Origin of the sequence: Mesorhizobium sp. BH1-1-4 (genome assembly GCF_020165665.1) — a bacterium.
GTDB lineage: Bacteria > Pseudomonadota > Alphaproteobacteria > Rhizobiales > Rhizobiaceae > Mesorhizobium.
In genome coordinates, this window is sequence record NZ_JAIUIN010000032.1 from 1 (window position 1) to 14640 (window position 14640).

The following is a 14640-nucleotide window of genomic DNA, read 5'->3' on the forward strand; positions in this document are numbered from 1 at the left end:
CCCATACGCCAACCCCGCCACCGCCAGCTCCCCAACCGCCAGCCCCCGGAAAACAAACGCCGTGGTCTCGCCCGGGCTCTGCCGCCCCACAAAATCCCCGCACACCAACCCCGTCAGGTCACCCACAACCAGGGCGGGCTCAACCATGGGCTTGGCCATATTCCTCTCCTGCTCCAGATCGTCGACGATGATGCGGTCGAAGCGGGGCATCGTTTCGGGCAGCCAGGGCAGGGCCTGGTCGGTCATCACGGTGAAGCTTCCCGGCTTAAGCCAGTTCGCGTCGAGGAAGGGCGTGGGCCTGGGCACCAGGGGCACTGTCGTCACCACCATGTCGGCGCCTTCGATCGCGGCCTGTGCGCTGTCGCAGGGGATTGCTTGCAGTCCTCGCGACCGCGCCATCTGGCACAGCGCGTCGCGATTGGCCGTGCCGCGGCCGAAGGCGCGAATTTCGCGCAAGGGGAAGAGGTCGGCGAACGCTTCGAGGTGGCCGCGCGCTTGCACCCCGCAGCCGATGAAGGCCAGGGATGACGCATCGCTGCTCGCCATGCGCCTCGCGGCAACGGCGCTCAAGGCGGCGGTGCGTTTCTCGGTCACCCAATTGCCGTCGACCAGGGCAAGCGGCAGCCCGGTTTCGGCGTCGAGCAGCGTGATCAGGGAATTCAGCGTCGGCAGTCCGCGCGCGGCGTTGCGCGGATTGACGACCAGCGATTTCGTCGCCAGCACCGGTGGCGTGGACGCAACGCCGAGCGTCGCCATGATGTAGCGGTCGTCGCCCGGCTGCACGACCGCCTTCGGCGCGCACCAGACCTCGCCGCGCCGCTGGCCTGATATCTGGCGTTCGATCTCGTCGACCATGTCGGCTGTCGAGATCGACAGGCGGTCGAGCAGCGCGGCTGAGAAATAGGGCAAGGTTTCGGCGGCCAAGGGTTTCATCCTGTCATGGGAACATCAGACCCCGCGAGAGGGCCAAACGGCGCGTCGCGGGTAGGGGCGCCTCACGCCTCCAGCGTCGGCTCCGTATTCACCTCCAGCGCCTCTTCCGCCTCGTCGTCCTCGCCCAGCACCTCGCCATGCACGCCCAGCGCGCGGCCGATCCAGATCGGGTCGACCAGATGGTCGCGCTTGGGGTTGGTGGTGTTGGGGTGGATGAGGATGCTGAGGCCGCCATGGTTCAGCATCAGCCAGGGCACCAGCGTGGCGAAAATCTCGGTGGCGAAGGAGATTTGGTACATGGCCTGCTCGTGCGGGCCGACCGGCTCGTCGCGCCAATTGCCCAGACGCACGCGAAAACGCTCGGCGATGCGCTGGCGCAGCCATTCGGCATGCCGCCGCTGCGCCTCTCCATCATGGTAGATGTGAGCGTGGTAGCTGGCGATCTCGGCGAGTTGTCTTGGACTGGCCGGCTGCCCGGCCGGCGTTGAACTGGCTTCGCCCATCTCGATCCTCCCCGGGGTGAGGCCCCGAGGGAACTTTAGCCGAAGCATGGACGGCTTGTCTGTAGTCAGCCAGCGCGTTTCCAGCAGGCGATGACATGGCTCGGCTCGACCTCGTTCGCCACGGGTTCGGCCTTGCGGCAGGCCTCGTCGGCCAGCGGACGACCAAGGACGCGGCCGTCGCACTGGCGTAGCCGTTGTGGCGACCGCAGCGATCGCAGGTTTGCCCTTGAGGCACAACCGCCCGCCCATTTGGGCAGGCGGTGACTTCCGCCAACTTGCTGGCGCGCCGCCGCCGTCAGGCTCAAGCTCAATATTTGACGTTGAAATTGAGTGTGACCTTTTCCTCGTGCTGAAGCTTCTTGCGGTCGGTGCCGTATACGTACTCCGCCGAGACGGAGGTGTTTCCGGCAGTGTCGACGTTGTAGAAAAGACCGGCGCCGTATTGATCCACGAAACGCTCGCCAATCGCGTCCCAGTAGAGGTTGGCATTGGCTTTGGCATAGAAGCGGTGACCGAACTTCTCGGGATAGAGGAATGCGGTGAGTTCGAAATCCCCGCCCAGCCAAAGGTATCGTGTGTTGTCAGCCAGGCCTGTGAAGCCGCCATCGTTGACCTGAACGCTGTCCACCCGAAGGATGGGTGTAACATACCAGCTGATGTAAGGATTATCCTTGCGCGTGATGCCCAGATGGTACCGCTCGTCGTAAGGCTGGACCGTTGCCTGGAAACCATAGCCGCTGGCTTCACCATGAAAGTCAGTGAGATAATACGCGCCGGCAGTGACGTAGGTGTATCGGAGGAGACCACCCTGAAGCTGGAGCTGAGCATCGAGGCCGATCTCGGCGTTGCTTTCGAGATCTCGGTTGCCCGTCCCGAATTCGCCCGCCAAGTCAGAGTAGGCGGCGAGTGAATAGCCGGCCAGGAAGCCTTCCGCTATGTCCTGCGCGCCCGGATCCGGGCATGCATTGCGAAAGAGGACAATGGCAGTGGCGGCGTCGATGGTCGCTGTCGTCTGACCGGCTATGTAGTCATGATCGACCTGAATCGACGCGCCCTTCGCCTGCTCGGCGCCGAGGGTGTTGTCATAGAGCGACATGTCGACCTTGTCGCGACGTAGGAACAGTTTCTGCTTGGCAGAACACTCCGGCTCGAGGTCTTTCTCTATCGCCGCATCGATGCCATCGAAGTCGATGTTGGCATCCTTGATCGGCACACGACCTTTGTCTTGCGAAAGCTTATCATAAAGCGGGCCGACAGTGGCCTGTACGGATTCGTCGTCGGTGAGGCGGCTTTCCGCCGTCTCGTAGATCGCGTGGATTTCTTTTGCACTCAATTTGCCATCGGTCGGATCGACATCGTAGGCGCGCAATACCGGGCTGGCATAGTGGAGGGCGAGAATGTGCATCTCCCGCTCGTCGAGATAGCCATCGTGGTTGAGGTCGTACCGTTCAGCCACAGACTCTTCCGCGGCCGCTGCGGAACTCAGTGCCAGCAGCGACACGACGGGCACCGTCAACAATCGCAAGGTCCTCATCCGATCAGGACCTTCCAGCCCATCTTCTTGTACTTTCGCAAAACGATCGTCGTGACATCATGGACGGTCGTCGCCTTGCTGAGATCCGCCACCGTGATCTTCAGGCCATCATCGCGAAAAGGCTTGTAGCTGCTGATCATATCCGGAAGGACGAGTGCGGGATTCGCGCCATCGAAGAAATCGGTCAGCGGGTCGAGCGTGTCGACCCCGATCTTGCCGGTTGGATCCAGTATCACTCTCAGGCGAGCCGACACAATGCTGACGCGGATGTTCTTCCCACTCAAGCTGTAGGCATAAATCGACTTTTTAACCATGGTCCCCACCATTGCTATGGTTAATAAATGATTTAACTTTAATCTTTGTTAGTGAATGAGTCTATGCGCGGCCATGGTCTTCCATAAATGTTTTTTACAAGGCGATATGACTTAGATTAATATCAATATGATATAAGTCTTTTGTAGACGTTCTTAGCAAATCAGTCCTACCATTGAAGGAATGTTATAAAATTCTTACGTCTACAGAGGCATATTATTGCGGTCATTTTTGGATACGGAGAAGCATAATACTGCTGGCCAACTCAAACATTCGTGTAATGGTCCTCGATCATTCAAATCCGACAAAGAATATCCAGCCCAAATCATGGCGGCGCTGAAGGCGCGCAAGAAATGGGCGCTGGAGTGAAGCCACAGGCAAAGGCAATTTCGCAGATCGAGGCCGAGGCGCGGGTGGCGGACAACGCTTCTCCTTACCCCTCCAAGCAATGGTCCCAGACAAGCGGGAAGCGACTGAGTACGCGCTGCCAGCCGCACGGCTCGGCGGAAGGGCCAACCTCAGCCGGCGCGTTTCCAGCAGGCGATGACGTGGCCCGGCTCGACCTCGCGTTTCACGGGCTCCGCCTTGCGGCAGGCGTCGTCGGCCAGCGGGCAGCGGGCGGCGAAGGCGCAGCCGGCAAGGCTTGCGTCGGGGCCGGCTTCGATGGCGGGTGACGCCTCGGTGATCGTCGCGGCCTGTCCCTCGTTGGAAGACGCCGCCAGCAGCATTTGCGTGTAGGGGTGGTTGGGGCCGGCAAAAATCTGGTCGGAGGTGCCGGTCTCGACCAGGCGGCCGCGATAGAGCACGCCGATGCGGTCGGCCATGTAGCGCACGACGCGCAGATCATGGCTGATGAAGAGATAGGCGGTTTGCTTGCTCCTCTGCAGGTCGTTGAGCAGGTTGAGCACGGTCGCCTGCACCGAGACGTCGAGCGCCGAGGTCGGCTCGTCGAGCACCACCAGCCTCGGCACGCCGGCGAAGGCGCGGGCGATCGCCGTGCGCTGGCGCTGGCCGCCCGACAGCGTGCCGGGCTTCTGCTCCGATGTCGTGCGGGCAAGGCGCACCGAGGCCAGGAGGTCGCCGACGCGTTGCGGTACGGCGCGGCGCGGCAGGCCGGCCAGCCGCCGCAGCGGGCGGCCGAGGATGCGGCCGATGCGCTGGCGCGGGTTGAGCGTGCGGTCGGGCGACTGGAACACCATCTGCACGTCGCGCCGCTCGCCCGGCTGGCGCCGCTCGACCAGCGGCGCGACGGTCTTGCCGAACAGTTCGACGCTGCCCGCCGTCGGCGGTTGCAGGCCGGTGACGATGCGGGCCAGCGTCGACTTGCCGGAACCGGATTCGCCGATCAGCCCGAAGGTCTCGCCGGCGGCGATGTCGAGGTCGATGCCGTGCAGCACCGGCTGGCCGCCGAAGGATTGTCTTATGCCCCGGCAGGAGACGGCGATCTCGCGCGGCCGGGCGGGGATGCTGTCGGTGGTCGGCGCGGGCGCGGCGAGGTCGATGGGGCTGGCATCCTCGGCCAGCCTGCCATCGCGCTTGGTGCGGGCGAGCGTCGGGATCGCCGCGACCAGCGCCCGGGTATAGGCGTGGCGCGGGCTGTCGAACACCTCCGTGGCGACACCCGTCTCGACGATCGCGCCCGCCTGCATCACCGAGACGCGGTCGCAGGAACGGCGGATCAGATTGATGTCGTGGCTGATCAGCAGGATCGAGGTGCGGTGCTCGCGGCGCAGATCGTCGAGGATGGCGATGATCTCCGACTGGACGCTGGCGTCGAGCGCCGTGGTCGGCTCGTCCATCACCAGCAGCGCCGGGTCGAGCGCGATCGCGATGGCGATGTTGGCGCGCTGCTGCATGCCGCCCGACAATTCGTGCGGATAAAGTTTTAGCACGCGCTCGGGATTGGCGACGCGGACGCGGCCGAGCAGTTGCGCCGCGCGGCCAAGCGCGTCGTCATGATGCATCGGGCGGTGGCGCAGCAGCGTCTCGGTGATCTGACTGCCAATGGTCATGCTCGGGTTCAGCGCCGAGCCCGGATGCTGGTAGACGGCGGCGATGCGGTCGCCGCGCAGCCGGCGGAGCTCAACGGCGGAGAGATCGCGGATCTCGCGGTTCTCGAAGGCGAGCTGCGCGGCCTCGACCCGGGCGTGTTTGGGCAAATAGCGCAGCACGGCCAGCGCCACCGAGCTCTTGCCCGAACCGGATTCGCCGACCAGGCCGAGTGCTTCGCCCTGGCCGATCTCCAGCGAAATGTCGTCGACCGCGCGATGGATGCGCCGGGCGCCCCGGTAGGAAACCGAGAGGTGCTCGACGTTCAGAACCGAAGACGACGATGAAGAGGACATGCCCGAAACCACTTTCTGTCCGCGCGGCGATCAGGGGCAATCGCTTCCGCTTTCACATGGAACAATCTCTATAAAATTACTCGAATTAAGCCCGGGCGCAATCTAACTTTTACCGACTGAAGGTTTTCAGGGCACGGCCACACGCCGCCGCGCCTGAGATTTTCGCATGGACAGGGAAGGCTACCGGCATGTCGCACATGATCCTCAGCGCGTTCTTCTTCAACCCGCAGGGCGACCACCGCATGGCCTGGCGCCACCCGCGCGCGCCGGGCCGCGAAGTGCTCGACTTCGACTATTATCGCGAGCTGGTGCAGGCGGCGGAGCGGGCGACGATCGACACCATCTTCGTCGCCGACCACGTGTCGATCTGGGATTCGGTCAAGAGCGGGGTCGCGCATTACGCCAATGCGCGGCTGGAGCCGCTGACGCTGCTGTCGGCGCTGGCCGGCGTGACCAAGCATATCGGCCTGATCACCACGGCGTCGAGCTCCTACAGCGAGCCCTATAATGTGGCGCGGCTGTTCGCCTCGCTCGACCATATCTCGAAGGGCAGGGCGTCGTGGAACGTCGTCACCTCGGCGATGGACGAGGAGGCGCGCAATTTCGGCCGCGACGGCAATATCGAGCACGCCTTCCGCTATGAGCGGGCCGGCGAATTCCTCGATATCGTCAAGGCGCTGTGGGACAGCTGGGAGGACGAGGCGCTCCTCATCGACAAGGCGACGGGCTATTTCGCCGACCCCGACAAGGTCCACCCGATCGACCACAAGGGCAAGCACTTCAAGGTGCGCGGGCCGCTCAACGTGTCGCGGCCGCCGCAGGGCCATCCGCTGATCGTGCAGGCGGGCTCGTCGGAGGACGGCAAGAATTTCGCCACCGCCCAGGCCGACGTGCATTTCGCCATCTTCTCCACGCGCGAAGACGGCATCAAATACCGGCAGGACATCAACGAGCGGCTGGCCCGCCATGGCAGGCGGCCGGAAAGCTTCAAGATCCTGCCCGGCATCCTGCCCATCGTCGCGGCTTCCGAAGGCGAGGGCCGCGACAAGCAGGAGTACCTGCAGACGCTGCTGCCCGACCAGGTCGGCATCGATCTGTTGTCGAGCTGGAGCGGCATCGACCTGTCCGTCTACCCGCCCGACGGCCCGCTGCCGCCGCTGCCTGACGAAAGCACCTTCAATGGCGGGCGCACCTCGCTGAACCGGGTCAAGCAGTGGTCGAGAGAGAATCTCAGCCTGCGCGACATCGCCCGCAAGCTCGCCAACAGCGGCTCGGTGCCGACGGTCGCCGGCACGCCGAAGCAGATCGCCGACCAGCTGGAAGACTGGTACGTCGCCGGCGCCTGCGACGGCTTCAACCTGATGTTCCCGCTGCTGCCGGAAGACTGGGTGAATTTCGCCGAACAGGTGGTGCCGGAACTGCAGCGGCGTGGCCTCGTGCCGACCGAATACGCGCCCGGCACGCTGCGCGACCGCTTCGGCCTTGCCCGCCCCGCCAACCGCTTCGCCGAGCAGCGCGCCAATCAGCGCGCCGTGTCCTGAGGAGGCCATCATGACCGCCGCGCCGAACCTCCAGCCTCGCGAAGCCAGCGCTCCGCGCCTCGTCAACGTGCTCACCAGCCCCAAGCGCGTGCGTGTGAAATTCGGCGGCCGCACCATCGCCGACAGCCGCAATGTGCTGGTGCTGCGCTCCAACCATTTCCTGCCGATCTATTTCTTCCCGCCATCCCAGGTCGATCCGTCGGTGCTGAAACCGTCGCTGCATCGCGAGCCGCATGCGGTCGGCGGCGAGACCGCCTATTGGGACATCGACAGCGGCGACAGGCGCGCCGCCAACGCGGCCTGGTCGTTCACGGCGCCGCCGGACGAGAACCTGGCGCCGCTCGCCGGCCGCATCGCCTTCACCTGGAAGGCGGTCGACCAGTGGTTCGAGGAGGAAGAGGAAGTCTTCGTCCACGCCCGCGACCCCTATGCGCGCATCGACGTGCTGCAGAGTTCGAGCCATGTCGAGGTCTGGTTCGACGGCGAGATCATCGCCGACAGCCACCGCCCGGTGCTGCTGTTCGAGACCCATCTGCCGACGCGTTTCTACCTGCCGGCCGAGGATATCAGGCTGGAGCGGCTGACGGCGTCCAGTTCGACGACGCGATGTCCCTACAAGGGCATCGCCTCCTACTGGTCGGGCTTGCTCGGTGATGGTTCGGTTCGCCCCGGCATCGCCTGGAGTTATCGCGAGCCGATCGACGAGGTTTCCAAAATCAAGGGCCTGATCGCCTTCTATCCGCAAGCGGTCGACCGCATCCATCTCGACGGCCAGCCGGCCTGACGGCGGCTTTTTTCCAGCTCCCCTTTCAAGAGAGAAAAACAATGACGAGACGTTCCGACATCGACCTTTTGCGCAATCAATCCCGCCGCAATGCGTCCAGTGACATCTGGAATGTCGCGGTCGACGAATACGCGCAAGGCTTCCTCAAGCGCCGCGACCTCCTGAAATACGCGGCACTGCTCGGCCTCACCGGCTTTGCCGCCTCGCAGGGGCTGTTCACATCTGGCGCACGCGCGGCGACCGCCGGCGGCACGGTGCGCGTCGGCCTTGGACAGCCGACCAAGGCGATCGATCCGGTCACCATCACCGATCCGGCCAGCATCGGCGTGATCAGCCAGGTCGGCGAGTATCTCATCCTCGACGATCCCAAGGATGGGCTGCAGCCGAAGCTTGCCCTGTCGTGGGAAGCCGACGAGACCGCCAAGCGCTGGACCTTCAAGCTGAGGCCAGGCGTGAAATTCCACGATGGCCGCACCGTGACCGCCAAGGATGTGGTCGCAAGCTTCGAACGGCTTGTCGATCCGGCCAGCGGCTCCTCGGCCTTGTCGGCCTATAAGGGCATCCTCTCCAAGGGCGGTGCCAAGGTCGTCGACGACGAAACCGTCGCCTTCGATCTCGACCAGTCGAACAGCAATTTCCCGTTCTATGTCTCCTCCGACGTCTACAATGCCGTCATCGTGCCGGCCGACTATGCCGGCGATTTCGAGAAGACCTTCAACGGCACCGGCCCGTTCAAGCTGGAAAGCTTCCGCCCCAAGCAAGGCGCCAGCTTCGTGCGCAATCCCGACTATTGGGGCGACAAGGCGCTCCCCGACCGCGTCGAGATCAAGTTCTTCGACGACGAACAGGCGCAGGTGCTGGCGCTGCAGGCCGGCCAGCTCGACGTCATCCCCAGCACCACACGGCTGGAACTGGCGATCGAGGGCAATCCCAATTTCAAGTTGCTCAGCGTGCAGGCAAGCTCGCATGATCCGGCGCATCTGAGAACCGACCAGGCGCCGTTCACCGACAAGCGCATCCGCCGCGCGCTGGCGCTGACCATCGATCGCGAAGCCGTGGTCAAGGGCCTGCTCAAGGGCCGCGCCGTCATCGGCAACGACACGCCCTTCGCGCCGATCTTCCCCTCGGCCGATCCGTCGGTGCCGCAGCGCAAGCAGGACATCGCCGAGGCCAAGCGCCTGCTCGGCGAGGCCGGCGTGCCCAACGGGTTCGAGGTGACGCTGACCACCGAGCGCGCCTACGACATTCCCGACTACGCGGTGATCATCCAGAATTTCGCGAAGAAGGCCGGCATCGACATCAAGCTCAACGTGCTGCCGCAGGATGCCTATTACGGCTCGGCGACGTTCGGCTCCTCGCCCTGGCTGGACTCCAATCTCGGCATCACCGATTTCGGCCATCGCGGCACGCCCGACATCTTCCTCAACGCGACGCTGAAGAGTTCGGGCGCCTGGAACGCGGCGCATTTCAACAATGCGGACTATGATGCGCTGCTCATCGACTATGGCAAGGCGCGCGACCTGCAGGCGCAGCGGCTCGCCGCCGGCAAGATCCAGACCCTGCTGCTCGACGAGACGCCGCTGATCATCAGCTATTTCTCGCAATACAGCCGCATCGTCAGCGCCAGGGTCGAAGGCGTGCGCTTCACCGCCATCTCGCACCTGCTGCTCGACAAAGTGTCGTTCGTTTGAGCGGCATCGCCACGATCGCGATCGTCCGGCCCGTGGCGGCGCGGGCAGGCTCGCTGCTGCTCACGCTGTGGCTGGTCAGCGCGCTGGTCTTCCTCGCCGGGCAGGTGCTGCCCGGCGATGTCGGCCGCGTCATGCTTGGTCCGTTCGCGGACGCGCAGGCGGTCGCCGAGTTGAACCGCAAGCTCGGCACCGACCAGCCGATCCTCGAACAATACTGGCACTGGTTCAGCAAGGCGATCACGGGGGATTTCGGCGACTCGCTGTCGATGGGCGCGCCGGTGGCGCCGTTCGTCCTGCAAGGCATCCGCAATTCCGCCGCACTCGCCGGAATCGTGCTTTTGTTCCTGGTGCCGATCGGGATCGGCGCCGGTGTCGCCGCCGGCCTGCGCTCGGGGAGCCTTCTCGACAGGGCGATCGTGCTGACCGGCGTCTCGCTCTCGATCGTGCCGGATTTCGTCTCCGGACTGTTGCTGCTGATGGTCTTCGGCCTGTGGCTGGCCTGGTTTCCGATCACCGGTGCGGCGCCGGATGGGGCCGGCTTCTGGACGACCAGCTACTATCTCATCCTGCCGGCGCTGCCGCTGGTGCTGAACCTGATCGGCTATGTCGCGCGCATGACCAGGGCAGGGGTGATCGAGGCGCGTGGCGCGGACTATACGCGCACTGCGATCCTCAAGGGCCTCAGCCCCTCGCAAGTGCTGTTCAAGCATGTGCTGCGCAATGCGCTGGTGCCGACGGTGGCGGTCATCGCGACGCAGAGCGGCTTCCTGCTCGGCGGGCTGGTGGTGATCGAGGCGCTGTTCGGCATACCGGGGCTCGGCAATCTGGTGCTGAGCGCCGCCAAGGCGCGCGACTTCCCGATGCTCGAGGCCGGCGTGCTGGTGATGGCGGCGATCTTCGTGTCGACGGCCGCGATCGGCGATCTCCTGCAGGCGCTGCTCGATCCGCGCCAGCGCCGCCGGGCCACGCCATGACCGATTTGGCGCAATCCCCGATGCGCGGCGACATCAGGCTCTCCTGGGTCGGCAGATTGCGCGGCTTTTTGCTTGGCGTGGCGCCCTCGACCTTGATTGGCTCGACGGTGCCGCTGTTTTGGGTCGCCTGCGCGCTGTTCGGTGCGCTGTTCGTCCCGTTCGATCCCTATGCCGAGGATTTCCTGTCGATGATGACGCCGCCCGACGCGGTGCACTGGTTCGGCACCGACCAGCTCGGCCGCGACGTGCTTTCGCGCATCATCGTCGGCTCGCGTGATATCCTTTTGGTGGCGCCGCTGGCGACGCTGGCGGGCGTTGCTACAGGCAGCGTCATCGGACTGGTGCTCGGCACCTTCGGCGGCCTGGTCGATGCCGTCGGCGCGCGGCTGCTTGATGCCGTCATGTCGCTGCCATTCATCGTCCTGGTGACGATGGCGCTGGTGGCGATCGGCCCGTCCAACTTCACCGTCATCGCGGTGATCGGTCTTGCCTATGCGCCGCTGGTGGCGCGCACGGTGCGCACCGCGGCGCGCGAACAGCGCGAGCGCGACTATATCAGCGCCGCACGGCTGGCCGGCGAAGGGAGGCTGGCGATCATGTTCCTGGAAATCCTGCCCAATGTGCGCGAGACCATCCTGATCGAACTGATCACCCGGCTCGGCTACGCCTTCTTCTCGATCGCGACGCTCTCCTTCCTCGGCCTCGGCATCCAGCCGCCATCGGCCGACTGGGGGCTGGCGATCGCCGACGGCTACGGTTTTCTCACCGGCGGCAAATGGTGGGTGGTGGTGTTCAACTCCGCCGCCATCATCTCGCTGGTCATGGCCACCAACCTGATCGCGCAAGGGATCGGCGCGTTTGAGAACAGCGACAAGTGAGTTGTAAAACCTAGGCGAGCAGGCCGTGAATGGTGGCGGCCACGGCTGCCGGCGCGTAGGGCTTGGGCAGGAAGACGCCACCGCTCGGCATCGCGTCCCGGGACGGCTGCTGCTTGCCCGAGGTGATGATGATCTTGACCGGCGGCCAGCGGTCGCGCACGGCGGCCGACAGGCGCAGGCCGTCCATCGAACCCGGCATGTCGATGTCGGTGAACAGGATGGCGATGTCGGGCCGGCTCTCCAGCATGCGGATCGCCTGGTCGGCGTTGCTCGCCTCCAGCACGTCGAACCCCACCTCGCGCAGTTCATCGGCAATGGCGAACAGCAAAAAGGCTTCGTCTTCGACGACAAGGACTGTGACGGGGGGCTGACTGGTCATGGCATGCCTATCTAGTCAGTAAGGGGCCGTCGGCAACTGGGGTGCCGGCGCGTCCAGCACGCATTCGACGCCGTCGGGATGGTAGTCGATCCGGACCGCGCCACCGAAATCGGTGCCCAGCACACGCTCGATGAGGAACCGTCCGAAGCCGCGCCGGCTGGGCGGCGTCACCGGTGGTCCGCCGCTTTCGCGCCAGTGCCAGATCAGCCTGATGTTGCCTGGCCGGTCATGCGACGGCCGCAGCGACCATTCGATGACCACTTTGCCTTCGGCGGTCGACAGGGCGCCATATTTCAGCGCGTTGGTGGCAAGCTCGTTGACGGCCAGAGCCAGCGTCAGCGCCATCTTCGGATTGATCGGCAGCGCCGGACCGGACACGGTGATCTGGGCCACCGGGAAGGCGGCGATGGTGTTGTCGACCACTTCGCGGATAGAGGCGCTGGTCCAGCGGGTCTTGTTCAGGATGTCGTGCGCGTTGGCCAGCGCGCGCAGGCGTTCGTTGAAGGTGGCGCTCGCGGTGGCGATATCGGTGTTGCGCAGGGTCTGCGAGGCGATCGCCGCCACCATCGCCAGGATGTTCTTGATGCGGTGCTCGAGTTCGTGGGTCAGCAATTCCTGTCTCGCCTGCGCCTCGCGCCGGTCGGTGACATCCTGCATGACGCCGAACATCTTGAGCGGCTTGCCGGTCTCGTCATGGACGAAGTCGATATGGCGCGACAGCCAGCGAAGCTCGCCGGTGTCGGGCCGCCGGATGCGGTACTCCACGGCGGGTGCCGCCGTGCCTTGTTCCCGCGTCCGGGGGTTGGAGCGGACGTCCTTGTCCTCCGGAATGACGATGTTTTCCAGCACCGAGATGTGCACGCTGTCACGCGGCGGCAGCCCCCAGAGCCCCCAGAAGCCTTCGGAGCCGACCACGGTCCCCGTGGCTATGTCGAGTTCGAGCGCCGCGATGCCGGCGGCATTTTGCGACAGTTGCAAGCGGCGTTCGCTTTGCAGCAGGGCCTGCGCCACCTGCTTCTGGTCATCGATGTCGGTGTTGGTGCCGATCCAGCGCACGATGGCGCCATCCGTGTCGCGGATGGGAACGGCGCGGGCGATGAACCAGCGATAGAGGCCGTCATGCCGGCGCAGGCGGAATTCGGTCTCGTAGAATGTGCCGGCGGCCAATGCCTGCCGCCATTTCCCCTCGGCCATCCCGATGTCGTCGGGGTGGACGATCGCGGCCCAGCCCTGGCTATCCAGCGCACCGGCGGCGGCGCCCGAATAATCGTAGACGCGCGGGTTGAACCAGTCGAGCAGCCCTTGTGGCGTCGCCGTCCAGACGTGGTTCGGCATGGCTTCGGCGAAGGTGCGGAACTGGGTCTCGCTCTGGCGCAGCGCCTGTTCGGCGAGCAGGCGGTCGGTGACGTCGACGCCCTGGACGAAGATGCCGAACACCTCGCCCGCGGGGTTGCGCACCGGCTGGTAGACGAGGTCGATGAAGCGGTCCTCGATCGCGGCACCGGGTGTGCGCTGCAACTCGGTCTTCAAGGCGTAGCCGATGAACGCTTCGCCGGAGGAGTACACCCGGTCGAGCAGTTCGAAGAAGCCCTGGCCCTCTATCTCGGGCAGCGCTTGACGGATCGGCAGGCCGATGATGTCGCGATGGCCGACAAGCTGCATATAGGCGGCGTTGGTCAGTTCGACGATGTGCCGCGGACCCGACAGCATGGCCATGAAACCAGGCGCCTGCTCGAACATCTGGCGCTGCCGGTCGCGCTCGCCCGCCTGCCAGCGTTCCGCCGCGACCTTCGCGGTCGTCTCGATGACGATGGCGATGACACCGGCTGGCTCGCCGCTCTCGTCGAGCACCGGCGAATAGTCGAGGTCCAGCCACACCTGCTCGGGCTTGCCGGTGCGGTTGAGCGTCAGAACCTGCTCGCGATAGGCGAGCGTGCCGCCGCCCAGGCAGACCTTCATGATGTTGTCGTTGAAGTCGGCCACTTCGGGCCAGCCTTCGCGCACCTTGGAGCCGAGCAATTGGGGATGACGCCCGCCGGCGAATTCCGAATAGCCGTCATTGTAGATCATGATGCCGTCTTCGCCCCACAGCATGACAATCGGCACCTTTGAACGCAGGATGAGCGACACCGCCGTCTTCAGGCTCTGCGACCAGCCCTCTATCGGGCCGATCGAGGTCGAGGCCCAGTCGAAGTCCGCGATCAGGCAGCCAAGCCGCCCGCCGCCCGAAAGAAAGGGATGACGAAGCTCGGTTATGGCGCCCGTGCTGGCTGGCATGGTGTCTCGTGGATCGATCGGCGTCATGCGAGGCCGGTGGTCGCCAACGTGTCGGCGGCCGCCCGACATTGCCAAGGATGGGCCGCCAAGGAGCCGAGGTTTCGCGCCACGGGCGCATTGCCGGGCTGTCTCGCAGTCGATGAGATCGTGATCACATGCCTGTCCCCTCGGGGCAAACCCGGGAGAGGGCCGATCGGTTCCCGATATAAGAGAATTTTCGTTGCGCGGCTACCGGCTCCCTAGGCAATAGTCGGCTATTCGATCGAATTTCTTTGCCAACCGTTAATGCGGCCATGCGTCAATAAGCATTCGCTAATTATCGGCGCGCGTGGGGTAGGCAATGACCAAGAATCTCGGCAACGCACGCTATGTGCCGCCCAAGGATGCAAGCATTTCCCTCTTCGGCAAGGTCGCGCCGGCGCTGTTCCCGCTCGTCGCGGCGGCGCTGGGCTACATGATCGGGCGGCAGTTCTTCGGGCTTTAGATCGA

Annotated in this window: 13 protein-coding genes; 6 read left to right on the forward strand and 7 right to left on the reverse strand. The window is 64.7% G+C overall.

The window, feature by feature from the left end:
* From LB569_RS29595 to LB569_RS29615, 5 genes are all read right to left on the reverse strand, one after another.
* Positions 1-924, reverse strand: a 924-nt coding sequence (locus LB569_RS29595; RefSeq protein ID WP_224695097.1) for an ornithine cyclodeaminase family protein, incomplete at its 3' end; no start/stop codon positions are given.
* A gap of 71 nt (positions 925-995) precedes the next feature.
* A complete protein-coding gene (locus tag LB569_RS29600) occupies positions 996-1436 on the reverse strand; it encodes a DOPA 4,5-dioxygenase family protein (protein WP_224695098.1) in 441 nt (146 codons plus the stop codon).
* Between the two features lie 307 nt (positions 1437-1743).
* Entirely contained in the window at positions 1744-2952 is a 1209-nt protein-coding gene (locus LB569_RS29605; RefSeq protein WP_224695099.1) for a hypothetical protein, read from the reverse strand.
* A 14-nt stretch (positions 2953-2966) separates the two neighbouring features.
* Positions 2967-3284, reverse strand: coding sequence for a hypothetical protein (locus LB569_RS29610; RefSeq protein WP_140709063.1), 318 nt, complete (start codon positions 3282-3284; stop codon positions 2967-2969).
* Between the two features lie 516 nt (positions 3285-3800).
* Positions 3801-5627: an ABC transporter ATP-binding protein gene (locus LB569_RS29615; protein ID WP_224695100.1), complete on the reverse strand. Its 1827-nt coding sequence runs from the start codon at positions 5625-5627 to the stop codon at positions 3801-3803.
* Between the two features lie 188 nt (positions 5628-5815).
* Here LB569_RS29615 and LB569_RS29620 point away from each other — a divergent pair, with 188 nt between their 5' ends.
* Genes LB569_RS29620 through LB569_RS29640 form a run of 5 tightly spaced genes read left to right on the forward strand, consistent with a single transcriptional unit; the run spans position 5816 to position 11495 of the window.
* Positions 5816-7168, forward strand: a complete 1353-nt coding sequence (locus LB569_RS29620; RefSeq protein ID WP_224695101.1) for an LLM class flavin-dependent oxidoreductase — start codon at positions 5816-5818, stop codon at positions 7166-7168.
* Between the two features lie 10 nt (positions 7169-7178).
* On the forward strand, positions 7179-7952 hold the full coding sequence (locus LB569_RS29625; protein ID WP_224695102.1) for a DUF427 domain-containing protein: 774 nt from the start codon (positions 7179-7181) through the stop codon (positions 7950-7952).
* A gap of 41 nt (positions 7953-7993) precedes the next feature.
* On the forward strand, positions 7994-9643 hold the full coding sequence (locus LB569_RS29630; RefSeq protein WP_224695103.1) for an ABC transporter substrate-binding protein: 1650 nt from the start codon (positions 7994-7996) through the stop codon (positions 9641-9643).
* A 20-nt stretch (positions 9644-9663) separates the two neighbouring features.
* A complete protein-coding gene (locus LB569_RS29635; RefSeq protein WP_411970264.1) occupies positions 9664-10617 on the forward strand; it encodes an ABC transporter permease in 954 nt (317 codons plus the stop codon).
* Complete coding sequence (locus LB569_RS29640) at positions 10614-11495, forward strand: ABC transporter permease (protein WP_224695105.1); 882 nt, start codon at positions 10614-10616, stop codon at positions 11493-11495. The genes LB569_RS29635 and LB569_RS29640 overlap by 4 nt, the downstream gene beginning before the upstream one ends.
* Positions 11496-11505: 10 nt before the next feature.
* On the opposite strand, the gene LB569_RS29645 is transcribed toward LB569_RS29640, so the two are convergent.
* Positions 11506-11874, reverse strand: coding sequence for a response regulator (locus tag LB569_RS29645; RefSeq protein ID WP_224541601.1), 369 nt, complete (start codon positions 11872-11874; stop codon positions 11506-11508).
* A 15-nt stretch (positions 11875-11889) separates the two neighbouring features.
* Positions 11890-14151, reverse strand: coding sequence for a PAS domain S-box protein (locus LB569_RS29650; RefSeq protein WP_224695106.1), 2262 nt, complete (start codon positions 14149-14151; stop codon positions 11890-11892).
* 340 nt (positions 14152-14491) lie between these two features.
* Here LB569_RS29650 and LB569_RS29655 point away from each other — a divergent pair, with 340 nt between their 5' ends.
* A complete protein-coding gene (locus LB569_RS29655) occupies positions 14492-14635 on the forward strand; it encodes a hypothetical protein (protein WP_181173799.1) in 144 nt (47 codons plus the stop codon).
* The last annotated feature ends 5 nt before the right edge of the window (positions 14636-14640 follow it).

Bases quoted from the DNA above. Each gene is read 5' to 3' on its own strand.
- LB569_RS29600 (WP_224695098.1), bottom strand. From the start codon at position 1,436: ATGGGCGAAGCCAGTTCAACGCCGGCCGGGCAGCCGGCCAGTCCAAGA.
- LB569_RS29610 (WP_140709063.1), bottom strand. From the start codon at position 3,284: ATGGTTAAAAAGTCGATTTATGCCTACAGCTTGAGTGGGAAGAACATC.
- LB569_RS29615 (WP_224695100.1), bottom strand. From the start codon at position 5,627: ATGTCCTCTTCATCGTCGTCTTCGGTTCTGAACGTCGAGCACCTCTCG.
- LB569_RS29620 (WP_224695101.1), top strand. From the start codon at position 5,816: ATGTCGCACATGATCCTCAGCGCGTTCTTCTTCAACCCGCAGGGCGAC.
- LB569_RS29625 (WP_224695102.1), top strand. From the start codon at position 7,179: ATGACCGCCGCGCCGAACCTCCAGCCTCGCGAAGCCAGCGCTCCGCGC.
- LB569_RS29630 (WP_224695103.1), top strand. From the start codon at position 7,994: ATGACGAGACGTTCCGACATCGACCTTTTGCGCAATCAATCCCGCCGC.
- LB569_RS29640 (WP_224695105.1), top strand. From the start codon at position 10,614: ATGACCGATTTGGCGCAATCCCCGATGCGCGGCGACATCAGGCTCTCC.
- LB569_RS29645 (WP_224541601.1), bottom strand. From the start codon at position 11,874: ATGACCAGTCAGCCCCCCGTCACAGTCCTTGTCGTCGAAGACGAAGCC.
- LB569_RS29650 (WP_224695106.1), bottom strand. From the start codon at position 14,151: ATGCCAGCCAGCACGGGCGCCATAACCGAGCTTCGTCATCCCTTTCTT.
- LB569_RS29655 (WP_181173799.1), top strand. From the start codon at position 14,492: ATGACCAAGAATCTCGGCAACGCACGCTATGTGCCGCCCAAGGATGCA.